Source organism: Bifidobacterium vansinderenii (assembly GCF_002234915.1).
GTDB classification, from domain to species: domain Bacteria; phylum Actinomycetota; class Actinomycetes; order Actinomycetales; family Bifidobacteriaceae; genus Galliscardovia; species Galliscardovia vansinderenii.
Map to the genome: position 1 here is coordinate 1 of NZ_NEWD01000019.1, position 22,491 is coordinate 22,491.

General features: G+C 63.7%; 16 protein-coding genes. 1 reads left to right on the top strand and 15 read right to left on the bottom strand.

The genetic code is table 11. The features are described from left to right. Positions 1-1,447: 1,447 nt before the first annotated feature. The 7 genes from Tam10B_RS07400 to Tam10B_RS07430 all read right to left on the bottom strand — a co-directional run bounded on the left by Tam10B_RS07400 (position 1,448) and on the right by Tam10B_RS07430 (position 10,247). Positions 1,448-2,140: an L-ribulose-5-phosphate 4-epimerase gene (locus Tam10B_RS07400; protein ID WP_033891525.1), complete on the bottom strand. Its 693-nt coding sequence runs from the start codon at positions 2,138-2,140 to the stop codon at positions 1,448-1,450. Positions 2,141-2,195: 55 nt separating this feature from the next. Next, entirely contained in the window at positions 2,196-3,827 is a 1,632-nt protein-coding gene (locus tag Tam10B_RS07405) for a xylulokinase (protein ID WP_093960615.1), read from the bottom strand. A gap of 510 nt (positions 3,828-4,337) precedes the next feature. Next, complete coding sequence (locus Tam10B_RS07410; protein ID WP_093960616.1) at positions 4,338-5,420, bottom strand: LacI family DNA-binding transcriptional regulator; 1,083 nt, start codon at positions 5,418-5,420, stop codon at positions 4,338-4,340. 266 nt (positions 5,421-5,686) lie between these two features. Further along, the gene (gene nrdF / locus Tam10B_RS07415; protein WP_093960617.1) at positions 5,687-6,679 is read right to left on the bottom strand and encodes a class 1b ribonucleoside-diphosphate reductase subunit beta; all 993 of its coding nucleotides are present in this window, start codon (positions 6,677-6,679) and stop codon (positions 5,687-5,689) included. Between the two features lie 630 nt (positions 6,680-7,309). After that, positions 7,310-9,469, bottom strand: coding sequence for a class 1b ribonucleoside-diphosphate reductase subunit alpha (nrdE, locus tag Tam10B_RS07420; RefSeq protein ID WP_093960618.1), 2,160 nt, complete (start codon positions 9,467-9,469; stop codon positions 7,310-7,312). Between the two features lie 50 nt (positions 9,470-9,519). After that, the gene (nrdI, locus tag Tam10B_RS07425; RefSeq protein WP_233133651.1) at positions 9,520-9,942 is read right to left on the bottom strand and encodes a class Ib ribonucleoside-diphosphate reductase assembly flavoprotein NrdI; all 423 of its coding nucleotides are present in this window, start codon (positions 9,940-9,942) and stop codon (positions 9,520-9,522) included. 62 nt (positions 9,943-10,004) lie between these two features. Then, positions 10,005-10,247 carry a glutaredoxin domain-containing protein gene (locus Tam10B_RS07430; RefSeq protein WP_093960620.1) on the bottom strand — a complete coding sequence of 81 codons (243 nt, stop codon included), beginning with the start codon at positions 10,245-10,247 and terminating at the stop codon, positions 10,005-10,007. Positions 10,248-10,759: 512 nt separating this feature from the next. Here Tam10B_RS07430 and Tam10B_RS07435 point away from each other — a divergent pair. Continuing rightward, entirely contained in the window at positions 10,760-11,701 is a 942-nt protein-coding gene (locus tag Tam10B_RS07435; protein ID WP_093960621.1) for an AEC family transporter, read from the top strand. 242 nt (positions 11,702-11,943) lie between these two features. Here Tam10B_RS07435 and Tam10B_RS07440 read toward each other — a convergent pair whose 3' ends face one another. From Tam10B_RS07440 to Tam10B_RS12960, 8 genes are all read right to left on the bottom strand, one after another. After that, positions 11,944-12,621, bottom strand: coding sequence for an HAD family hydrolase (locus Tam10B_RS07440; protein WP_093960622.1), 678 nt, complete (start codon positions 12,619-12,621; stop codon positions 11,944-11,946). A gap of 3 nt (positions 12,622-12,624) precedes the next feature. After that, complete coding sequence (locus tag Tam10B_RS07445) at positions 12,625-13,962, bottom strand: Maf family nucleotide pyrophosphatase (protein ID WP_093960623.1); 1,338 nt, start codon at positions 13,960-13,962, stop codon at positions 12,625-12,627. A 103-nt stretch (positions 13,963-14,065) separates the two neighbouring features. Next, positions 14,066-15,112 (bottom strand): homoserine kinase, encoded by a 1,047-nt coding sequence (thrB, locus tag Tam10B_RS07450; protein ID WP_093960624.1) that lies wholly within the window; start codon positions 15,110-15,112, stop codon positions 14,066-14,068. 42 nt (positions 15,113-15,154) lie between these two features. Next, complete coding sequence (locus Tam10B_RS07455; protein WP_093960625.1) at positions 15,155-16,477, bottom strand: homoserine dehydrogenase; 1,323 nt, start codon at positions 16,475-16,477, stop codon at positions 15,155-15,157. A gap of 141 nt (positions 16,478-16,618) precedes the next feature. Next, on the bottom strand, positions 16,619-18,238 hold the full coding sequence (locus tag Tam10B_RS07460) for a diaminopimelate decarboxylase family protein (RefSeq protein WP_093960626.1): 1,620 nt from the start codon (positions 18,236-18,238) through the stop codon (positions 16,619-16,621). Positions 18,239-18,513: 275 nt separating this feature from the next. Continuing rightward, positions 18,514-20,292: an arginine--tRNA ligase gene (gene argS / locus Tam10B_RS07465; RefSeq protein ID WP_093960627.1), complete on the bottom strand. Its 1,779-nt coding sequence runs from the start codon at positions 20,290-20,292 to the stop codon at positions 18,514-18,516. A gap of 402 nt (positions 20,293-20,694) precedes the next feature. Continuing rightward, positions 20,695-22,065 (bottom strand): amino acid permease, encoded by a 1,371-nt coding sequence (locus Tam10B_RS07470; RefSeq protein ID WP_093960628.1) that lies wholly within the window; start codon positions 22,063-22,065, stop codon positions 20,695-20,697. Positions 22,066-22,270: 205 nt separating this feature from the next. Continuing rightward, positions 22,271-22,462, bottom strand: coding sequence for a hypothetical protein (locus tag Tam10B_RS12960; RefSeq protein ID WP_143248593.1), 192 nt, complete (start codon positions 22,460-22,462; stop codon positions 22,271-22,273). Positions 22,463-22,491 lie beyond the last annotated feature (29 nt).

Below are 22,491 nucleotides of genomic sequence, written 5' to 3' on the forward strand. Positions count from 1 at the left end.
GCTCACGGTATCGTAACCGTACAGCAGACCAGCCAGACCGGCGCTGATCGCCAGAATGACCACATATTTCATCGAGCCCTGCTTGACAGCGCTCGCCTGAGAAGTCTGAGACATTGTTCTTCCTTGATTTTTGTTTCACCCTTGTGACGGAAGCCCTGCACGGGACACCAACGAACCGGAGGACTCCGTCGGCCAATCGATCAGGAACGAACATGTTCGCCCAAGTTTGTTCCTATCTCGGTAGCTGATAGAAATGTTACCGCTCACAAAAAATCATGTCAAGCCGAATGCGCATCGTTCACATCCGTGGTTTACCATGCGTTTTCCGCAATTTTCCAAAAAACTGAGAGCGCTCACATAAATCAACCTTAAGTGAACATCTTTTATTGATTTTCTACTCATTAACGCACATATTTGTGCTATTTTGTGACTTCATGCTCAATGCTGAGCACGCCATGAAACTAATTACAAATAAAGAAAATCGATGACCGGCCATAACTTCGGGCGTGTCGCGCGTTACGAACACATGGAGGACACGAGTGAATATCGTGAATATATTGAATACGCGAATACAGGGAACCAACATCCCACATTCCGCCGGCGAATCATGCAAGATCACGGATCCTCGAAGCCAATCCTCCACCCGAAGGAGCGCGCAGAAGCCGGAACCGGATGTATCCTCGGCGATATCGTCATCCAGATGGGACTATCCCTGGTTTTGGAGGCCCCTATGGCACTTCGCAAATAGCTATCCGTCGATTCGGAGGTCCTTTGTTGAGTAGCGACAATGAGAAACGGCCGAAGATCGGTGATGCTGAGATAGTTTTTGCGGGAAAACTTGTTGAATGGCGATGTCTCAGCGGATTGTGTACTTCGGCAAGGACCTCCATATCGGTAGTCAGCTCCAAGCACGGAGCGGTAAGGGATGCACAACTCGCGGATAGGTTGAAAATGGGTCCTAGGGACTGGAACCACACGTTGGACTGAAGCAATTCAGATTTGATGATCGGAGGCGTGGTTGCCCATGTCTGAAGATTGCAGGCATCGCCACGACGATGAATTCAGGAGGATTGCGATGGCCGTGGGATTGTCCCGGACTATCGGGCCTTTGACCATCGGGGCGTAATGCATAGCGGAGGCGTTTTGGGTGGTCAAGGTGGCGTTCACCTCATCAGTCGGCCTATGGCCGACAGCTTCCCCTCAAGGGGAAGCCCGGCTACACCGGGATCGGGTGGAGGTGTTCCCGACGGCAATGCAAATTCTCGGCGGCAATGCAAATGGGGTGTGAATCCTCCCGAAGGAGGGTTCACACCCCATTGCTCAATCACGCGGAACCCCGATCACCGGGGTTCATCACACACGGATAACATGTGCGCCGCCAAGGTGCCAAGGGAAGGCGTGCGAAGGCACGTCGACCGAGGAGCAACGCCGACGACGCTCCATCACATCAGTGCTGGCCGTAGACGTTCTGGTAGCGGTCGTTGAGCTTGTCGATGTCGGCCTGGTCGATCTCGATGATGTCGCCGAGCTGCTTGGCGGCCCACATCGTGTGCGCCACCTCCTCGGTCATGGCCGCGGCCTTGACCGCACCCTCGGCGTCCTTACCGATCGTGAACGGACCGTGGTTCTGCATCAGCACGGCCGGGGACTTCGGGTACTTCTTCAGCGTCTCGACCACGCCCTTGCCGATGGCCTCGGAGCCGATCAGACGGAACGGGCCCACCGGCACCGGGCCGCCGAACTCGTCGCCCATCATCGTCAGGCCGCACGGGATGTTCTGGCCCGTGGCCGCCCACGCGGTCGCGTAGGTGGAGTGGGTGTGCACCACACCGTACACGTCCGGCATGTTGCGGTAGATGTACGCGTGGGAAGCGGTATCCGAGGAGGGGGCCTCGGTGCCGTCGACCACGTTGCCGTCAAGGTCCACCACGACCATCGAGTTCGGGGTCAGGTTCTCGTAGCGCACGCCCGACGGCTTGATCACGAACAGGTCGGCGGTGTGCAGACGCTGCGACACGTTGCCGGCGGTCCACACGACCAGGTTCCACTTGATCAGCTGCTGGTGCAGGTTGGACACCACCTCGCGCACCTGCTTGACCTCGGCACGCACCTCGGGACCATAATCAGCCAAAGTAGCCATCTCTCAAATTCCTTTCGATTAATTTCAAAAATTGGTTGCTTGCTTTTGTTCGCCGTTACTTGCTTTCGAGATCGATGTTGCGCACGGCGCTCTTCTCGATCGCCAGACCGGCCTGGAAGCGGGCGAAGAAGTTCTCGAAGCCTTCCACGTCCTTGGGATCCGGGGTCTCGGTGGTGGACTGGGCGTCCTTGAAGACGCGCTGATCGAGGTAGTCGGCCAGCGGCCACGGGGTGTGCCACAGGTAGTCGGCGAGCACGGCCATACCCCAGGCGCCACCTTCGGCGGCGGTGGACATGACCTTGATCGGGGTGTTGAACGCGGCGGCGAGGATCTTCTGAGCCACCTTCGGGGTGGTGAAGATGCCGCCGTGGCCCACGAGGGAGTCGATCTTGACTTCCTCGTCCTTGGTCATGACGTCCATGCCGATCTTGACGGGGCTGAAGGCGCTGAACAGCTGGGCACGCATGAAGTTGGCGAGGTTCATGTGGGCCTCGGGGCTGCGGGCGAACAGCGGGCGGCCCTCTTCGAGGCCGGCCAGGAACTCGCCGGAGCGGAACGGGTAGTTGAGCAGACCGCCGGCGTTGGCGTCGGCCTGATCGCTGATGGCCAGACGGAACAGGGTGCCGTAGAGGGCGCCGGTGTTGACCGGCTGGTCGATGGCCTTGGCGAATTCGCCGAACAGGCCCACCCAGGCGTTGAGGTCGGAGGTGAAGTTGTTGGCGTGGCTCATGCCCGCGAGGTCGCCGGCCGGGGTGGTGACGAGGTCGACTTCGGGGTGCAGACGGGCGAGCTTCTTCTCAAGCACGACCATAGCGAAGATGGAGGTACCGGCGGAGACGTTGCCGGTGCGCACGCGCACGGAGTTGGTGGCGACCATGCCGGTGCCGGCGTCGCCTTCTGGCGGGGCGAGCACGATGCCCGGCTGCAGATCGCCGGACGGGTCGAGCAGCTTGGCGCCTTCGGCGGTCAGTTCACCGGCCGGGGTGCCGGCGACGAGCGGTTCGGGCAGCAGGTCCTCGATCTTCCAGGGCTGGGCCGCGACCTCGGGCAGTGCGGAGAACTTGGCGAGCAGGTCCTTCTCCCAGGTGTGGGTCTTCGGGTCGATGGGGAACATGCCGGAGGCGTCACCCACGCCGATAACCTTCTTGCCGGTGAGCTTCCAGTGCACGTAGCCGGCGAGGGTGGTGAAGTAGGCGACCTTGCCCACGTGCTCTTCCTTGTTGAGCACAGCCTGGTACAGATGCGCGATGCTCCAGCGCTCGGGGATGTTGTACTGGAACAGGTCGGAGAGCTTGAGATGGGCCTCGTGGGTGTTGGTGTTCTGCCAGGTGCGGAACGGCACGAGCAGTTCGCCGTTCTTGTCGAAGGCGAGGTAGCCGTGCATCATGGCGGAGAAGCCGATGTGACCGATGCGGGTGAGCTTCACACCGTAGGCCTGGTTCACATCCCACGCCATGGCGCCGTATGCGCTCTGCAGACCCTTCCAGATCTCCTCCTGGGAGTAGCTCCACAGGCCATCCTCGAGGTGGCTGGCCCACTGGTAGTCGCCGGAGGCGATGGTCTTGTAGTTGTCATCGATCAGCACCGCCTTGATGCGGGTGGAACCGAACTCGATGCCCAGCGAGGTCTTGCCGGCCCGAATCTTTTCTACGATCGTGGAGATGTCGGTCTCGGATACATCGCTCATTCGTGTACTCCTTATGGTCGATCTTGGTGACGGTTCACGCCGTCGATGGTTACCAACGCCGTCGTTGCGCCGTAAAGCTGCGCAGGGTCCGGGACGGATCCGTGGCCCTGGGTATGTGGCCCTCTGCATGTGAACGCTCACATAACTAGTTTCAGTGTAGCGCGACGCGTACCCGCCACGCAAGCTGAGCGAGGGGAAATTTAGGGATAATTTTTCCCGTGTTCCACTGGGGCGTCACAAAGGCTCCACGAGGGCCCACGGAGGCCGCGCGGTTCACAAATCGAAGATACCGAAATCAAAACGTTGAAAAATGGCCGTTCGATTTTCGGTACTTTCGATTTGTGCGACGCCACCGGGAGACACCCCCCACACATCCGCCTTAGAAAACGCACATTCATCCTCGAAGGTCCGGAGATCCCCGCCGGCACGCATGACGCGCACCGGCCATCATGGCATACCGGAGTCCTGCGACCTATGTCCCCCAGAGCCGTATAGGCCATGGGAATTCGCTCAGCGAGCCGCGGGAGCCGCGGTGGATTCACGCACCACGAGCGGCGCGCCGATCACGCCAACACCGTGGCGCAGCGGCAGATCCACGGGGTTGCCGCCGCCCATCAGCGAGAACACAGTGCTCATGGCGGCCACGCCCAGGTTCGAGAAGTCCGGTGAGATGGTGGTCAGCGGAGGAATGGCGTTGTCCACGCCGGGCATGTCGTCAAAGCCGACCAGGCTCACGTCGCGCGGCACGTAGAAGCCACGGTCGTAGAGCGCGCGCCGCACACCGAGCGCCTGCATGTCGTTGGCGGCCACGATGGCGGTGGGCATGTCGGCCTTGGGGTCGGCGAGCGCGTCAAGGTATGAGCCCATGCGCTGGTATGCGTCCTCGCCAGACCAGCTGCCGACCTCGATCACGTCGGACTTGATTCCGGCAGCCGCAGATTCGTGTTCCCATGCGATGCGGCGGGTGGCGGCATCTCGCCAGTCTCCCGGGCCGGCGAGGTAGAGCGCGCTGGCGTGACCGAGCGATGCCAGGTGCTTGGCGATGGTGCGCATAGCCCCCCACTGGTCGATGCCGAGGCATGCGATGCCGGGGTCCTTGGAGGTCACGGACTCGATGTCGGTTTCGCCGTGGGACGAGGTGAGCAGCACACGCGGCACCTTGATGCGCGCGCCGAGCGCGGCCTGCACCATGGGCTCGGTGGGGGCCACGAACACGAAGGCCTCCACGCCCTGTTCGAGGCACGCGTTGGCCACCTGCTCGAAGGCCTCCTGCGTGTACTCGTGGTCGTTGAGGATGGAGCTGGACACGTACAGGTCGTGCTTGCGGGCCATACCCTCGATGGAGGAGATGGTGGAGAGCGGGCCGAAGTAGCTGACGCCGCCTGCGATCAGCGCAATGGTCTTGGTGCGCTGCGTTGCGAGCGCGCGTGCGGCGCTCGAGGGACGGTATCCCATTCGGTCGATGGCCGCCTGGACCTTGGCTCGGGTGGCGGGAGACACGTTCGGGGAATGGTTGATCACACGGGATACCGTCTGATGGGACACTCCGGCCGCCTTGGCGACCTCGAAGATGGAAACGCGCTTGCCTGCCATGCTTACAACACCTCACTATCACGACAGCAAATGGTCAATGGCCGCTTCGGCGCACAAGCACGAAGCACCCAGAATGGTCGGTCAGTTAGGGACACCATGCGAATACACGTGAACAGTGAGCGTTCACAGCCTCTTCGACATAGTACCCGACGTCCGTGTCTCGCACATCATCGACATACCATGCGCATGCCCCACGCCCTATGCCCCCACACGACACGCGGAATCGGGGCACGCGCCAGCACGCACGGCGACTGCACGCGCACCGGTCAGAAGTCCCAGTCCTCGTCGTCGGTGTCCTCGGCCTTGCCCATCACGTACGACGAGCCGGAGCCGGAGAAGAAGTCGTGGTTCTCGTCGGCGTTCGGCGAGAGCGATGCGATGATCGCCGGGTTCACGTCGCACGCTTCGGCGGGGAACAGCGCCGGGTAGCCGAGGTTCATGAGCGCCTTGTTGCCGTTGTAGCGCAGGAACTTTTCCACGTCGTCCACGAGTCCGACGCCGGCGTACAGGGATTCGGTGTAGTCCACCTCGTTGTCGTACAGCTCGTTGAGCAGTTCGTACGTGTATTCGCGCAGCTCCTCGCGCTTGGCTTCGCTTACGCGTTCGAGTCCGCGCTGGTACTTGTAGCCGATGTAGTAGCCGTGCACGGCCTCGTCGCGGATGATCAGGCGGATCACGTCGGCGGTGTTGGTGAGTTTGGCGTGGCTGGAGAAGTACATCGGCAGGTAGAAGCCGGAGTAGAAGAGGAATGATTCGAGCAGGGTGGAGGCGACCTTGCGCTTGAGGGGACTGTCGCCCTCGTAGTAGTCGAGTACGATTTGCGCCTTCTTCTGCAGGTATTCGTTGTCCTCGCTCCACGCGAACGCCTGGTCGATCTGTTCGCTCGAGCAGAGCGTGGAGAAGATGCTGGAGTACGACTTGGCGTGCACGGATTCCATGAACGCGATGTTGGTGTACACGGCCTCCTCGTGCGGGGTGAGCGCGTCGGGGATGAGGGAGACGGCGCCCACGGTGCCTTGGATGGTGTCGAGCAGGGTCAGGCCGGTGAACACGCGCATGGTGAGCGTGTGCTCCTCCTCGCTCATGGACTGCCAGCTGGGGATGTCGTTGGAGACGGGGACCTTTTCGGGCAGCCAGAAGTTGCCGGTGAGGCGGTCCCACACCTCGAGGTCCTTGTCATCCTCGAGACGGTTCCAGTTGATCGCGCTGACTCGGTCGATGAGCTTGAGCGGCTTGCGGGGTACGGAGATCGGTGCCATTATCAGTCCTCCTTGTTGTCCGTCGGGGCAGCGGTGCGGTCGGCGAATTCCTCGGGTGCGGTGAGGCGCAGAATCGCGCGGTAGATCATGGGTGACATAGTGGATTCCTTTGTGTGTGGTGTGTGATGGATTGACAACGAACAAGTGGAGCCGATTGGGATATTCGATGGGTGCGGGGCGGATCCCTCCCTCAGTCGCGCTGCCGCGCGCCAGCTCCCTCCCAAGGAGGGAGCACCCCGGACTCCGACCTCGTCCCGAAGCCCAAGCCCCCGATTCCCGGACCGAAGGAGCGTCCAAGTCTCCCGCCCAAAGAACCTCCAGCTCCCGTAGCCCCCGACCGAAAGCCCTCAAGCCTCCCGAAATCCCGAACCGAAGGACCCCAAACTTCCCCGATAACCTGACCGAAGGCCCCCAAGCCTCTTGGAACTCCCGACCGAAGGACCTCAACTCCCCCGGATTCCGGACCGAAGGCCCCGAAACTCCCCCGATAACCTGACCGAAGGACCCCAAACTTCCCGGGATTCTGGGCCTGAGACCCTCCTGCGCCCTCTGACGCGCGCGGCGTCAAGGCGCGGCAGGCGAAGGCGTATATCAATACGTCGAGCCTGCCGCAACGCCGACGACGCGCCGTCAGAGGGTGCAGGAGACGCAGCCGGCGACTTCGGTGCCAGACAGCGCCTGCTGTCGGATGCGGATGTAGTAGAGGGTTTTGATGCCTTTGCGCCAGGCGTAGATCTGGGCCTTGTTGACGTCGCGGGTGGTGGCGGTGTCGGGGAAGAAGAGGGTGAGGGAAAGGCCCTGGTCCACGTGGGGGGTGGCGGCGGCATAGGTGTCGATGATGGCTTTCCAGCCGGTGTCGTAGGCGTCGCGGAACAGCGGGAGGTTGTCGTTGGTCATGTAGGGCGCGGGATAGTAGACGCGGCCGAGCTTGCCTTCCTTGCGGATTTCGATTGGGGAGACGATGGGGTGGATGGATGAGGTGCTGTGGTTGATGTAGGAGATGGATCCGGTGGGTGGGACGGCTTGCAGGTTCTGGTTGTAGATGCCGTCGGCGAGGATGGCGTCGCGCAGCACTGCCCAGTCGCTGGCGGTCGGCACGGTGATGCCGTAGTGGTCGAACAGGGAGCGCACGCGGTCGGTCTTCGGCCCGGGGGTGTAGCGTCCGTCGGCGTATTCGCCCTGTTCGGTGTATTTGTCGAAGTAGTTGCCTTGGCCGGCCGGCTTGGCGTAGGCGGATCGTTCGAATCCGACGAATGCGTGGCCGCGTTCCACGGCGAGCGCGTGGGAGGCGCGGTAGGCGTGGTAGGCGACGGTCATGAAGTACGTGTCGGTGAAGTCGAGGGCTTCGTCGCTGCCGTATTCGATGCCTTCGCGGGCGAGGAAGCCGTGGAGGTTCATCTGGCCGAGGCCGATGGCGTGGCCTTCTTCGTTGGCGCGGCGAATGGAGGGCACGGAGTTGATGCTGGTGTGTTCGGCGACGGCGGTGAGGGCGCGCACGGCGGTTTCCACGGTTGTGGTGAGGCCGCCGTCCATGGCCTTGGCGATGTTGAGCGAGCCGAGGTTGCAGGAGATGTCGCGGCCGACGTGTGCGTAGCTGAGGTCGTCGTTGTAGGTGCTCGGCTCCTGCACTTGCAGGATTTCGGAGCACAGGTTCGACATGGTGACGCGGCCGTCGATCGGGTTGGCGCGGTTGACGGTGTCTTCGAACACGATGTACGGGTAGCCGGATTCGAATTGGAGTTCGGCGAGGGTGGTGAAGAATTTTCTGGCGTCGATGTAGGTCTTGCGGATGCGGTCGTCGGCCACGAGTTTGTCGTAGTTTTCGCTGATCGGTACGTCGGCGAACGGTTTGCCGGTGACGCGTTCCACGTCGTAGGGGCTGAACAGCGCCATTTTTTCCTTGCGCTTGGCGAGTTCGAATGTGATGTCGGGCACGACGACGCCTAGGGCGAGGGATTTGATGCGGATTTTTTCGTCGGCGTTTTCGCGCTTGGTGTCGAGGAAGCGCAGGATGTCGGGGTGGTGGGCGCTGAGGTATACGGCGCCCGCGCCCTGTCTGGCGCCGAGCTGGTTGGCGTAGGAGAAGCTGTCTTCGAGGAGCTTCATGACGGGGACCACGCCGCTGGACTGGTTTTCGATGTGCTTGATCGGCGCGCCGAGTTCGCGCAGGTTGCTGAGCAGCAGGGCCACGCCGCCACCGCGCTTGCTGAGCTGTAGGGCCGCGTTGATGCCGCGGGAGATCGATTCCATGTTGTCTTCGATGCGCACCAGGAAGCAGCTGACGGGTTCGCCGCGCTGTGCCTTGCCGAGGTTGAGGAACGTGGGCGTGGCCGGCTGGAATCGGCCGGAGAGCATTTCGTCGAGGTATGAGGTCGCTGCGTTCTCGTCGCCGGCGGCGAGGCTCAGGGCCACGGCGGCGCAGCGCTGCGGGAAGTCTTCGAGGTATTCCTTGCCGTCGAACGATTTCAGGGCGTAGGAGCGGAAGAATTTGAACGCGCCGAGGAACGTGCTGAACTCGTATTCGGTGGCGGCCGCTCGATCGTAGAACGCGTCGAGGAATTCGGGCGTGTAGCGGTCGAATACGTCGGCGTCGTAGTAGTCGTTGGCGATGAGGTATTCGATGCGTTCGCGCGTGGAGGCGAACCGGCGGCTGTGCGGTTCGATTTCGGTGGTCACGTACGCGCGTTCGGCTTCCTTGTCCTTGTCGAACTGGATGCGACCGTCGGCGTCGTAGAGGTTGAGCTGCGCGTTGAGCGCGTGGTAGTCGGTGGCGGGATCGTAGGTGGTCATGGTTGTGCGGTCCTTGTTGCGGTTGTGGTCCTGGGGTTGCGGGCTGCGGGTTATGCGTTGGCGCCGGCGAAGAATCGGGCGAGTCCTTCGCGGGTTTTGTCCACGTCTTCGGCCGTGCCCATGAGTTCGAAGGTGAAGAGCAGCGGCACCTGGCATTTGGCGGACACAATGCGCCCGGCGGCAGCGTAGGCTTCGCCGAAGTTGGTGTTGCCGGAGGCGATGACGCCGCGGATCCAGCTGCGGTTGTCGGGATCGTTGAGGAATCGTTTGACTTGGATCGGCACGGCCTTGCGCGCGTCTCCCCCGCCGTAGGTGGGCACGATCAGCACGTATGGCTCACGCACGGCGAGTGCCGGCTCGTTGGCCCGCAGCGGTATGCGGTAGGCGTTGATGCCGAGGTCGTCGAGTCGGCAGTTTTTCACGAATCGTGTGGTGTTGCCTGATGCGGACGAGAAGTAGACGACTGCTCCGATGGAGTCCGCTGCGCCGGCGGGTTCGGTTGCGCCGGCGACATCAGCGGCACCGGCCGCGACGTTCATGCGCGGACCACCGCCTGCTTCGCGTAGGCGCGGATCAGGTCGGGGCGGTAGCCGCTCCACGAGTCGGTGGGGGTGATTACGACGGGCGCCTGACGGAAGCCGGCCGCGTGCAGCTGTTCAAGCGTGGACGGGTTCTTGCTCAGATCCACGGTCTCGTACGTCAGGCCAAGCTTGTCGAACTGGCGCTTGGTGGCGTCGCACTGTGGGCAATGCGGTTTGGTGAACACCGTGATGGGCATGGATTCCTCCGTCGGTCTGGACTGCGTTTCGTTATTGCGTTCCCCAAGACTACATCACCAGCCGACCGCAAAAACCACTACATCTAGTCACCAAATCAGCGTGTCGCCACTAGATATAGAGTGCGCAAAATCGCGTCATCACTAGGCGGGTCACCATGCCGCATCATTGCGACGGCGTTCGCCAGCGACGGAATCGTGACATATCCCACAACGAGGCACAGCTCACATTCGCAGGAATGCAGTACCGTGGGCCGGCGGTCTTCCGCAATGTCACCTCTTCCGTCATCCTTCGGCTGCCACCTTCCCCTCAATGACCCCATGAGGCGATATGCCGCCTTCCCCTTGAGGGGAAGGTGTCGGCGAAGCCGACGGATGAGGTGACACCTGCCCCGACCGCGCACAGGACGCTGCCGATCCTCTCCGCCCCATCATCCCGCCCATACTCCGAAACATACGGCACCTAGTACGGGAACTGTGGCAGTATTGACGGGTTACCAATCGAGGGGAGCAACATGCCTGGCTTGCTGAGTGCCATGGAGGGTTTCTGCGTCATCGGCATCGTGATCGCCGTGGGTTATGCGGCCGCACGCATGCGTATCGGCGGACCGCAGGCGCAGATGGTGTTGAACCGTTTCAGCTTTTTCGTGTCCAGTCCGTGTCTGATGTTCGCGATCCTGTCGAAGGAGCCGATTTTCGAGATCTTTCATTCGTCGATCATCGTCGCGTTCTTCTCGGCGGCCATCGTGGGTGTGGTCTTCATCGTGCTCAACCGTCTGTTCTTTCATCTCAAGGCGGCGGACGCCACGATCGGCGCACTGAATTCGCTGTATCTGAATTCGAACAACATCGGTCTGCCGATCGCCACGTACATTCTTGGGAATCCGGCGCTGGTGGCGCCGATTCTGGTCATGCAGCAGGCCGTGTTCACGCCGGTCGGTCTGACGGTGCTCGACGTGACGACCAAGGGCAAGGTGTCGTTGAAGGAGATCGCCAAACAGCCGCTGCATCAGCCGCTGCTGATCGGCTCGCTGCTGGGCATAGCGTTGTCGGCCGTGCATGCGAAGACCGGCTGGTTCCTGCCGAACTATCTGTTCGACCCGATCGACATGATCGGTGATTCCGCGGTGCCGATGATCCTGATGGCGTTCGGCATGTCGCTGCACGGCACGAAGCCGCTGCAGCAGAAGGGCGACCGTCCGGCGATCTTCACCGTGGCGATTCTGAAGAACATCGTGATGCCGATCATCGCGTTCCTGCTCGCCTATTTCGTGATGGGCTTCCGCGGCGCCACGCTGTACGCGTGCGTGGTGCTCGCCGCGCTGCCGACCGGTCAGAACGTGTACAACTATGCGGCCCGGTACAACGTGGGTCTTACGTTCGCACGCGACGGCATCCTGCTGTCCACGATGACCAGCCCGATCTTCATCGCCATCATCGCCGCGATCCTCAGTTAGGCTGGACGGTGTTCAGGAGACATTTCGGGGAGCGTTTTCTGATGCCGCGGCGTCTTTGGCGTTTGGCGTTCCCTCTGCTCCGAGACGTTTTTAGGGGGTTGCGCCCTCCCTCTGTCATGGCTGCGCCATGACATCTCCCTCCCAAGGAGGGAGAACATGGATAAAGAGCTTGTGCTCCCTCCTAGGGTGGGAGCTGTCGGCACGGCCGACTGAGGGAGGGATCAGACTTCACTCACCACGCATTATTCGTCTAAAACCAGTTCCAGCCGGCCCGCATGCACCCGCACGTCGGCGAGCGAGCCGATGGTGAGATGGTCGCTGGCCTCCGGCACGACGGTGCGCGCGTGCGCCCTCACCGTCACCGCCCGTGTTCCCGCGGCAAGGGCCGATGCGAGACCGGTCGGCGAATCCTCGAACGCCAGGCACTCCCCCGGCAGCGCTTCCGCCAGCAAGGCTCCACGCTCGTACGGTTCGGGGTCGGGCTTGTCGCGCACGTCGTCGTCCCCGGTCACGCAGCCGACGAACGCACCTGCCGGGGCGGCCTCGACCACGCGGTCGGCCAGCGCATGCGGAGACCCGGTGACCAGCACCGAGGGTACGCCGGCGTCCCGCAGTGCGGTCAGCAGCTCCACGGCTCCCGGCACCCATGGCACGTTATCCCCATACTTGCGCACAACGCTGTTGACAAGTTCGCGGATAATCGCATCGTCCGGCAATGTCACGCCGGCCTCGCGCAGCACTCGCGCGCAGGTGGTCAGCGACGCGCCGGCCAGAGGGTCGGCCACGGAATCGGTCCATGTGCCGCCGTGCGCGATCACGCATTCACGCTCTGCAGCCGTCCACAGCGGGTCGGAGTCCACCAACGTGCCATCGAGATCCCATAGCACCGCCTTGGGCAGCGGCCTCACGATCACGGTCATGACTCACCGCTCGCATTCGGCGGCGATGCGCTTGAGACGCTCCTCGAACCGCGGCCAGTCGGATTTCATGGCGGTGAGCAGCTTGAGCGAGCCGACCTTGCTGAACGGCACCCACGCGATCTCCAAGCTTTCGTCGTCGTTCGCACGAGGCTCCACCGCATGCCCGGGCTTTTCGAACGCGAACACCGTGGTGTAGCTCCACGGGCCATGATCCTCCACATAGGAGCCGACCACGGCGATGTCCTCGGGATGAATATTCGCCTCCTCGAAGCTTTCGCGCAGCGCACCCTCGAGCGGGCTTTCGCCGTCTGCCGTGGCGCCGCCGGGAATGCCCCACGTGCCGCCCTCGGCGCTCCACAGCGCGCGATGCTGCATGAGCACGTCGGTGATCTCGCCGGTCTCGGCGTCGCGGCGGCACAGCAGCACGCCGGAGGCGCCGTTCAATCCCCAGTGCTTGCGGCCGCACGCGCAGTCGATGAACCCGTCGCCGGGCTGGTTCACGTTGTCTCGCGGAGCCTTGGGGTCCACGGCCTTGCCACTGCCGTAGCCGGTGCCCTGCTGCTCGTCGCGGTCGAGGTTCCACAGGTCGGTCCAGCTGATGCCCAGCTCCTCCACCAGCTGACGGGTGAGCGGCAGGCTCAGGCCGATGATGCCGCTCGGGTCGCCCTGGATGCCGTCGATGAACGCGCCACCGAAGCCGTCGAGCGTGAACGATCCGGCCACCTCGAGCGGCTCGCCGGTGGCGATGTAGCGTTCGATATCCTCGTCGGAGTAGTTGGCGAACGTCACTTCGGCATGGCTGGCGCGGCTGATCATGGAACCGGTGGCGGCGTCGATCACGCAGTGGCCGGTCCACAGCGTACCGGTGCGGCCGCGCATGAGCGCCAGTCGTTCGCGCGCATGCGCCACGGTGTGCGGCTTGCCGTACGGCACGCCGTCGAGCTCGAACATGGAATCGCAGCCGATGATCAGCGGGCCGACGGCACGGTTGGCCATGCCCTCCTCGGCGTCGATCGCGTCATGGATCGGCGTGACGGACGCGATGCTGCCCACGCCGTCGGTCAGCGGACGGGAGACGTGCTCCTCGCCCACTGCGGCCACCGCGGCCGCGGAGATGGCGATGTAGTCGCGGTACACGGCCGCGGCCTTGGCGCGCGCCAACAGCGGCACACGCTCCTCCGTGGTCATGGAGTCCGGGTCGATGCCCTGCTGCGCGGCCGTGTTCACGATCACCGCCGCCTCGTCCACGTGGGACACGCGAATCGTCGGACGAATGCCCGCATGGAACAATACGTCACGTCGCGCCTTGGATTGGGACGCGAGAATCACCGGAATCGACAACAGACACCAACTTTCCTGAAGAATACGGGGAGCCCCGACCGGCATGCCGATCAAGGGCTCAAAGACAAGATCGAAAGACCCGAACCGTGTGCGCGGCCGCGGTCTACAACTCCACCGGACCGAACTGCACGCCCCTGCGATCGATCGCCGGGTGCAGCATGCGCCAATGTCCGCCGGCCAGGAACTGATCGTGGATCAGCTCGGTGATCGCATCGGTGGCGTCGCCCTCATGCAGGGCGAGCACGCAGGGGCCTGCACCGGAGATCGTCGAAGCGTAGCCGTGCGCGCGCAGGAAGGTCATGAGCTCCCATGAGCCAGGCATGAGCGAGCTGCGGTAATGCTGGTGGAGCGTGTCGCCGGTGGCGCTGAACAGCAGCGAGTTCGTGTCACGACCGGAGGCGCCGCTCATGGCCGCGGGCAGCAGGGCCACACGCGACACGTTGAATAGGGCGTCGGCGCGCGGCACCTCATACGGCAGGGCCTTGCGCGCCTCCTCGGTGGACAGCTTGAAGTCCGGCACGAACACCCATGCGTTGATGTTCTCCCCCACCGGGTAGTTCACGGTATGGTAGCCGCCCTTGAACGCTTCGGCGGAATCGGGGAAGATCGCGCGGTCGGCCTCCACGGGCACCACGTTCGACGGCTTGGCGTTCGGGGCGTCCACCAGCGGCACCTCGGTCTTGGGCTCGAAGTCCCAGGACACGGTCATGCCGCCGTACACGGCCGGCGCCACGTTGTCGGGATGGCCTTCGATGTGCGCAGCAAGGTCGAAGATGAAGTCGCGCTCCTCGTCGCCGTAGCCGGCGAACGCCACGGCCGCGGACACGCCCGCCACGATCGCCTCGGCGGACGAGCCCATGCCACGCTCCTGCGGGATGCGGTTGTTCGCCACGAGTTTCACGCCGGCCTGCGGTAGGCCGAGCTCGTCGAGCGTGCGACGGAACGTGCGCATCACCAGATGCGATTCGTCGCGCGGCAGCGTGTTCTCCCCCTCGCCGTGGATCTCGATCGACGATTCCAAGGACGGCGACAGCGTGAACGTCAGCTCGTCACGCACGTCCAACGCCAGACCCACGGCATCGAAACCGGGGCCTAGATTGGCACTGGTGGCGGGGACCGTTACGCGCACGGCATCGGCGGCGAACTTCATAATGCTCCTTACAGACCTTGTTGGATCTTGCTATACGATCGGTCAGTCCATCACGCGAAGGATGGTGGCCTCGCCGGAGACGAAGTCGAGTTCGGTCACGGCGTCCACGGCCTCGCGCAGCGTCACCTCGTCGCACAGGTGGGTGACCAGACGCAGCTGCTGCAGCTCGCCGCTGTATCCCGGCTCGTGCAGGGTGGGCTTGAGATCCTGGTTCACGCCGTTGATCGACAGGCCGCGCTTGGCGAACTCCTCGGCGATGGCGGCCAGCGTGCCCGGCTTGTCGTGGATCACGAAGCGCACGGCGAACGCGGAACGGGAGGCGTTGAGCGGGGCCTTGGGCAGGTTGGCGTACATGGGGATGACCGGGCCGGTGCAGCCGTGGGTGATGTGGCGGGCCTCGGTGACCACGTCGCCCACCACGGCGGAAGCGGTGGGGTCGCCGCCGGCGCCACGACCGTAGAACATGAGATCGTCGGCGGCCTCGGCCTTGACGAACACGGCGTTGAAGCTGCCACGCACGCTGGCCAGCGGATGCTCGTTCGGGATCAGCGCCGGGTAGACGCGGGCGGAGATGCCGGCCTCGGTGTTCTCGCACACGGCCAGCAGCTTGATGACCTTGTTCTCGGCGGTGGCCGCGGCGATGTCGTCGGCGGTGATCTTGGTGATGCCCTCCACGTTCACGTCGTCGATGCGCACGTCGGTGTGGAAAGCGAGGGAGGCCATGATGGCGGCCTTGTTGGCGGCGTCCTCGCCCTCGACGTCGCCGGTCGGGTCGGCCTCCGCGTAGCCCTTGGCCTGAGCGTCCTTGAGCGCCACGTCGAAGTCGAGACCCTTGGTGGTCATCTCGTCGAGAATGTAGTTGGTGGTGCCGTTGACGATGCCCATGATGCTGGTGATCTTGTCGCCGACCATGGATTCGCGCAGCGGGCGGACGATCGGGATGGCGCCGGCCACGGCGGCCTCGAAGTAGAAGTCCACGCCCTTGGCCTCGGCCGCGGCGTAGATCTCCGGGCCGTACTTGGCGATGAGAGCCTTGTTGGCGGTGACCACGGAGGCACCGGATTCGATGGCCTTCATCACGAAGGTGTGCGCGGCGGTCGTGCCGCCGATGAGTTCGATAACGATGTCGGCCTTGGTGCACAGGTCGGCGGTGTCGGTGGTGAGCAGGGACTTGTCGATCCACGGCACGTTCACCTCGTCCGGGTCGAGGCAGGCGACGCCCACGAGCTCGAGCGGGCGGCCGATGCGCTGGGCGAGCTCTTCGTTCTGTTCGACGATCAGACGGGCGGTGGCCGAACCGACCGTGCCGGCGCCCAGCAGCGCCACGCGAATCGGGTTTGCAGTGCTTTCCGCAGTGTGTGCCATTTGTATTGTCCTTCCCAACACGGGCGTTGACCGCCGCTTGCAACAGATACAACCTACATAATCCTAAAGGTGCAAAGCGACAGACGCCCTCCCTTGGATGAGGGAGGGCGCGGCGAAAGTCAGTCCTGAGTCAGTCCCAGGTCAGTCCTGATCGAGCTCCAGCAGGTCGTCGACGGTCTGGCGGCGGATCATCACGCTTGCGCCGGACTCGCCCACGCCCACCACGGCGGGGATGAGCGCCTGGTTGTAGTTGCTGGCCATCGTACGGCCGTACGCGCCGGTCACCGGCACGGCGAGGATGTCGCCGCGATGCGTGTCGGCGGGGAGCCTCACCTCGTGCACCACGATGTCGCCGGACTCGCAGTGCATACCCACCACGCGTGCCAGCATGGTCTCGGCGGAACCCGTACGGTTGGCCAGACGGGCCGTGTAGTCGGCGCCGTACAGGGCCGGACGGATGTTGTCGCTCATGCCACCGTCCACGGACACGTACACGCGTTCGTGGATCGGATTGCCGGCGGAATCCTTGGCATCGGCGAGCCTCACGGGCTTCACGGTGCCCACGCGGTACAGGGTCACGCCGGCCGGGGCCACGATCCAACGGCCGGGCTCGAAGCTGATCGACGGGGCAGGCATGCCGAGCGCACGGTTGACGGCCACGACGGCGTCGGCCAGACGCTTGAGCTCCACGCGCACGTCCATGGAATCCTCGCCGTCGGTGTAGGCCACGGAGTAGCCGCCGCCGAGATCGACCTCGGGCAGCGTGTACGCGTCAGTGGCGTAGAAGGTCTTGCGCAGCAGCATCATGCGCTTGGCGGCCTGGATGAACGCGTCGGCGTCGTGGATGTTGGAGCCGATGTGCGAGTGGATGCCCACAAGCTCCAGATCCTCGGAGTGCGCAAGGATGTCCTTGAGCACGGCGAGCGCGGGGCCGTCGGCCACGGTGGTCATGGCGGCGGCGAGCGCCTTGTCGGCGTCGGAGACCTCTTCGTGGCTCAGATCGTACGGGTATTTGACGTCGTAGCGCAGTTCGCGTTCCGGCTTGCCGGTCTTGTCGGCGGCGTTCGCGGCGTTGGACAGGCGGGCGTTCGTAGCCGCCGGGGTCACGTCGCCCAGATCGTCGAGCACGCCGAGCGCCGACGTGTCCGCCCCGGCGGGCAGCAGCGGCACGCCGAATTTCTGGTCCTCGTGCGCGGTGGAGATGTATTCGTGGCCGCCGGCGTGGATGCCGGACGTGACGCGCAGCATCACCTTGGCGCGCTTGCCGAGGCGATGCGCGATCTCGGCGATGCGCGCAGGCTCGTCGGCCGAGTCGATAACGATCTTGGCGAAGCCGTTCTCCACGGCCAGTTCGATTTCGGCGTTGGACTTGTTGTTGCCGTGCAGTACGAGGCGACGGCCGGGGGCGCCGGCGGCGAGCGCGATGCGCATCTCGCCCATGGTGCAGGTGTCGACGAGCATGCCGGCGTCGATGACTTCGCGCACCACTCGCTTGGAGAGGAACGCCTTGCCGGCGAAGCTCACGTGCGTGGTGGAGTTGTTGAACGCGTCGGCGGCGGCGCGCACGAAGTAGCGGGCGCGGGCGGCGACTTCGTCGGTGTCGATGAGGTAGAGCGGCGAGCCGAATTCGCTGAGCAGGGATTCGGCGGTGCGTCCGTGGAATTCGATGGCCCCGTCATCGTTGATCGTGGTGGCCGTCGGCCAGATCGGCGTGATGCCCTTGCCGAGTTCGTAGTCCTGTTCCGCGGTCTTCTCGCTCATCGTCGCTCCATTCGTAAACGCGTGAATGCACAATACCGTTCACATTGTGCCAGAAGTCGCGAAACTCGTACGCCCATCGTCCATGATCGGAGAGCGTACATATGCTCTGGCTCCCCTCTCTGAGGGGAGCTGTCGGCGCAGCCGACTGAGGGGAGAATCCGGCCATGCAGCTTTTCGGCACGGCTCCCCTCAGTCCGCCATACGGCGGACAGCTCCCCTCAGAGAGGGGAGCCGGAATATGAGCGCCCTTCAAAATTGAGCGACGCCGAATGGCGTCACATCTTTTCGGGAGCAGTGACGCCGAGGAGGTCGAGGCCGTTGGCGATGACCTGCTTGGCGGCATCGTTGAGGCGCAGTCGGGCGGCGGCGCGGGCCGGCTCCGGGTTCTTGGCGATCTCGAGGGCGGCGCGCTCGGCCTCGGGCAGACGCTGTTCGGCGTCGGTCAGGGCCATCGGGGCCACGCGCTCGGCGGCATACCACTTGTGGTAGCGGCCGGCCAGATCCTCGAGGTAGTGGGCCACGCGGTGCGGCGCACGACCGTCGCCCGCGGTGGCGACCATGCTCGGGTACTGGGCGAGCGCGGCGATCAGATCGCCATCGGCCTCGGTGTCGAGCAGGGCCAGATCAGCACCGTCCACGGTCACGCCGGCGGCGGCCGCGTTACGGTCCACGTTGCAGCTGCGGGCGTGCGCGTACTGCACGTAGTACACCGGGTTCTCGTTGGTGTGGCTGGCGAGCAGGTCGAGGTCGATGTCCACGCTCTGGTTGTAGTCGGTGCGAGCCAGCGAGTAGCGGGCGGCATCCACACCCACGGCCTCCACGAGGTCGTCGAGCGTCACGACGTTGCCGGCGCGCTTGGACATGCGCACGGGCTTGCCGTCCTTCATCACGTTGACCAGCTGGCCGATGAGGATCTGCATGTTCTCGCCGGGCTTGTCGCCGAACGCGGCGCACATGGCCATCATGCGGCCGATGTAGCCGTGGTGGTCGGCGCCGAGCATGTAGATGGCCACGTCGGCCGGGTTGAGGATGCGGTGACGCTTGTTGCGGTAGTAGGCGATGTCGGCGGCGAAGTACGCGGCGTTGCCGTCGGACTTGATGATCACGCGGTCCTTGTCGTCGCCGTGCTTGGTGGACGCGAACCAGGTGGCGCCGTCCTTCTCGTAGATGTCGCCGCGCTCGCGCAGCTCGGCGATGGCCTTCTCCACCTCGCCGTCGATGTACAGGCTGTTCTCGTGGAACCACACGTCGAAGTTCACGCGGAACTCCTTCATGGAGTCCTTGATCTCGTCGAACATCATCGGCACGGCGCGCTTGCGGAACTCCTCGCGCTGCACGGAATCGCCCTCGGCGCCGTCCTCGGCGGTCGTGCGCGGCAGGGAGAGCACGTCCACGCCGTCGGCCTTGGCCTCGTCGATCACGCGCTGGGCGATCTCGTCGATGTAGGCGCCCTTGTAGCCGTCGGCCGGAGTCTCTTCTCCGTGGGCAGCGGCCACGAGGGAACGGGCGAAGCGGTTGATCTGCTCGCCGTGGTCGTTGAAGTAGTATTCGCGCACCACCTTGGCGCCGTTGGCTTCAAGCACGCGGGCCATGGAGTCGCCGACGGCAGCCCAGCGGGTGCCTCCGATGTGGATCGGACCGGTGGGGTTGGCGGAGACGAACTCGAGGTTGAGGGTCTTGCCGGCCAGGTGCTCGTTGCGGCCGAAGTCGGCGCCCTGCTCGAGCACGGTGTCGACCACGCCAGCGGCGGACGCGGAGTCGAGGGTGATGTTGATGAAGCCGGGGCCGGCGATCTCCACGGACTTGATGCCCGTGTTCTTCTCGAGTTCGGGAACGAACAGTTCGGCCAGATCGCGCGGCTTCATGCCGGCCTTCTTGGCCAGCTGCATGGCGATGTTGCTGGCCCAGTCACCGTGCGCGCGATCTTTCGGGCGCATGACGGTGATCTTCTCGATCGGGGGAATCAGTTCGTCGGTCAGCTCGCCGGCGGTTCCGGCTGCGGCGAGGTCGTGTGCAATTGCGGAAATCAGTTCACTAAGCGCTTCAGGACTCATTCTTCAAAGTCTACCGAGGGCGCTGACCTTCCGGCTTCTTCGAAGCCTTCCGCTTCCCTCGAGAGGAAGCTGTCAGCCGATGGGTGACTGATGAGGTGCCCGACCGATTCGTCACAAGATCGGGAAAAATATCTTCGCGCCCCCGAACGAGCAATGAGGCGCGAAGAAGAGCAATCTCCAAGTTCTGAAGTATTTTTTACGCATTACAGACACCAATCTCCAAGTTCTGAAGTGTCTACGACACGATTTCAAGGTAGATCCGTTGTGATTTCAACGGTCATATTACGAATATGCCAGATGATCACTTCAGAACTTCGAGATTGATGTCTGCAGGACCTTGAAATCACTTCAGAACTTGGAGATTGTCCAGCCGTCAGCCGCTTGGCTGGCGCCGTTCGCGACTCAGACCCGTCCAGCGGACTGCACGTCGCCGTGCCGCCTCCGCCACGCCTCGCGGGCGTAGTAGAACGCATAGCACAGGCCAACGAACGGGATCATGTAGTAGAGCGTGGACCGCTGCGAGTCGTCGAGCACCACGAGCACCAGCGCGAGCACGCACATCACGATGGCAGCCCACGGCACGAACGGATATCCGGGCGCACGGTATCCGAGCTCGTCAACGCTGTGCCCCTCGGCCGTCCACTGTCTGCGGAATCGGATCTGGCACACGGCCACCGACGCCCACACCACGATCGTCGCCAGTCCGGAGACCGCCACGAGCGCCAGGTACACGGTGCTGGCCGCCACCACGGACGACAGCAGAGCGAGCAGGCTGCCGGCCATGCTGAACATGACGGCGAACACGGGCACGCCGCGGAAGTTGGTCTTGGCGAGCCCGACCGGGATCATACGCTCCTTGGCCAGCGACCACACCATGCGCGAGCACACGTACAGGCCGGAGTTGGCTGCGGACAGCACGGCGGTGAGCACCACGAAGTTCATCACGTCGCCGGCGAACGGCATGCCGATCGACTGGAACACGAGCACGAACGGGCTGGTGTCCACGCCGGACTTGTGCCACGGGATCAGCGCGGCCATCACGGCGATCGAACCGATGAAGAAGATGGCCAGACGCAGCACGGTGGTGTGCACGGCCTTGGGGATCGCCGCGCCGGGGTCGCGCGTCTCGCCGGCCGCCACGCCCACCACCTCAGTGCCGGAGAACGCGAACACCACGGTCAACAGTGTGGAGAAGATCGGCGCGATACCGTTGGGGAACCAGCCGTCGGCGGTGAAGTTGCCGAACAGCGGCGCGGAGTCGTAGCCGGAGATCGGAATCGCCCCGAAAATGGCGAGCAGACCAATGATGATGAATGCGACGATGGCGAACACCTTGATCGACGCGAACCAGAACTCGGATTCTCCGTACAGTCGCACGGACAGGATGTTCAGCGCGAACACCACAGCGATGAAGATGGCGCTCCACATCCATGTGGGACTGCCGGGGAACCAGCGCTGCATAAGCAGGCCGGCCGCCGTGAATTCAGATGCGAGCGCCACCGCCCAGTTGAGCCAGTAGAGGATGGCAATGGTGAACGCAGTGCCGGGGCCAATGAACCGGTTGGCGTAGAGATGGAAGCTACCGGCGTACGGCATGGCCACAGACAGTTCGCCGAGGCACAGCATCACGAAGTAGACGAGGAGCGAGCCGATGCCGTAGGCGATGATCGCGCCAAGCGGGCCGGCCTGATGGATCGTGTATCCGGAGCTCAGGAACAGTCCGGTGCCGATCACGCCGCCGAGCGAGATCATGGTCAGGTGGCGGGATTCCATCTTGCGTTCAAGTCCGGTGGCTTCAGGCTCCTGCCCTGCCGTTGCGGACGCTGCCGTTGGTTCCAGTTCCGCGGTCGATGCGGTGAGGTGCTGCTCTTCTTTCGTCACCCCAGAAGACTACCGCAACCCATCCAAAAACGGTAATCCGCCCAACCAAACCATCCGGTTCCACGGCTCGATCCCACGCGCGCCGACGTAATCGCAATCACACCAATGCGGAGATACCGTACACCAGAAAGATCGCCACGAACGCGACCGTGGCCACGCCGCCCACCACGGCGAGCGCGAGCCCAAGCGGGTACACGGGAATCTTCGTCTTTGCGCGCATCAGCCGCACTCCCAGCGTCAGCACTGCCGCTGCGATACATGCCAGCACGCCAATCAGTACAAGAAACATGGTCGTATTGTATGCCGTTCGCGGCGGGT

What these genes read in the sequence shown, in the direction of transcription:
- Tam10B_RS07400 (WP_033891525.1), bottom strand. Translation starts at nt 2,140, where the DNA reads ATGGCTACTTTGGCTGATTATGGTCCCGAGGTGCGTGCCGAGGTCAAG.
- Tam10B_RS07405 (WP_093960615.1), bottom strand. Translation starts at nt 3,827, where the DNA reads ATGAGCGATGTATCCGAGACCGACATCTCCACGATCGTAGAAAAGATT.
- Tam10B_RS07410 (WP_093960616.1), bottom strand. Translation starts at nt 5,420, where the DNA reads ATGGCAGGCAAGCGCGTTTCCATCTTCGAGGTCGCCAAGGCGGCCGGA.
- nrdF (WP_093960617.1), bottom strand. Translation starts at nt 6,679, where the DNA reads ATGGCACCGATCTCCGTACCCCGCAAGCCGCTCAAGCTCATCGACCGA.
- nrdE (WP_093960618.1), bottom strand. Translation starts at nt 9,469, where the DNA reads ATGACCACCTACGATCCCGCCACCGACTACCACGCGCTCAACGCGCAG.
- Tam10B_RS07430 (WP_093960620.1), bottom strand. Translation starts at nt 10,247, where the DNA reads ATGCCCATCACGGTGTTCACCAAACCGCATTGCCCACAGTGCGACGCC.
- Tam10B_RS07435 (WP_093960621.1), top strand. Translation starts at nt 10,760, where the DNA reads ATGCCTGGCTTGCTGAGTGCCATGGAGGGTTTCTGCGTCATCGGCATC.
- Tam10B_RS07440 (WP_093960622.1), bottom strand. Translation starts at nt 12,621, where the DNA reads ATGACCGTGATCGTGAGGCCGCTGCCCAAGGCGGTGCTATGGGATCTC.
- thrB (WP_093960624.1), bottom strand. Translation starts at nt 15,112, where the DNA reads ATGAAGTTCGCCGCCGATGCCGTGCGCGTAACGGTCCCCGCCACCAGT.
- Tam10B_RS07455 (WP_093960625.1), bottom strand. Translation starts at nt 16,477, where the DNA reads ATGGCACACACTGCGGAAAGCACTGCAAACCCGATTCGCGTGGCGCTG.
- Tam10B_RS07460 (WP_093960626.1), bottom strand. Translation starts at nt 18,238, where the DNA reads ATGAGCGAGAAGACCGCGGAACAGGACTACGAACTCGGCAAGGGCATC.
- argS (WP_093960627.1), bottom strand. Translation starts at nt 20,292, where the DNA reads ATGAGTCCTGAAGCGCTTAGTGAACTGATTTCCGCAATTGCACACGAC.
- Tam10B_RS07470 (WP_093960628.1), bottom strand. Translation starts at nt 22,065, where the DNA reads ATGGAATCCCGCCACCTGACCATGATCTCGCTCGGCGGCGTGATCGGC.
- Tam10B_RS12960 (WP_143248593.1), bottom strand. Translation starts at nt 22,462, where the DNA reads ATGTTTCTTGTACTGATTGGCGTGCTGGCATGTATCGCAGCGGCAGTG.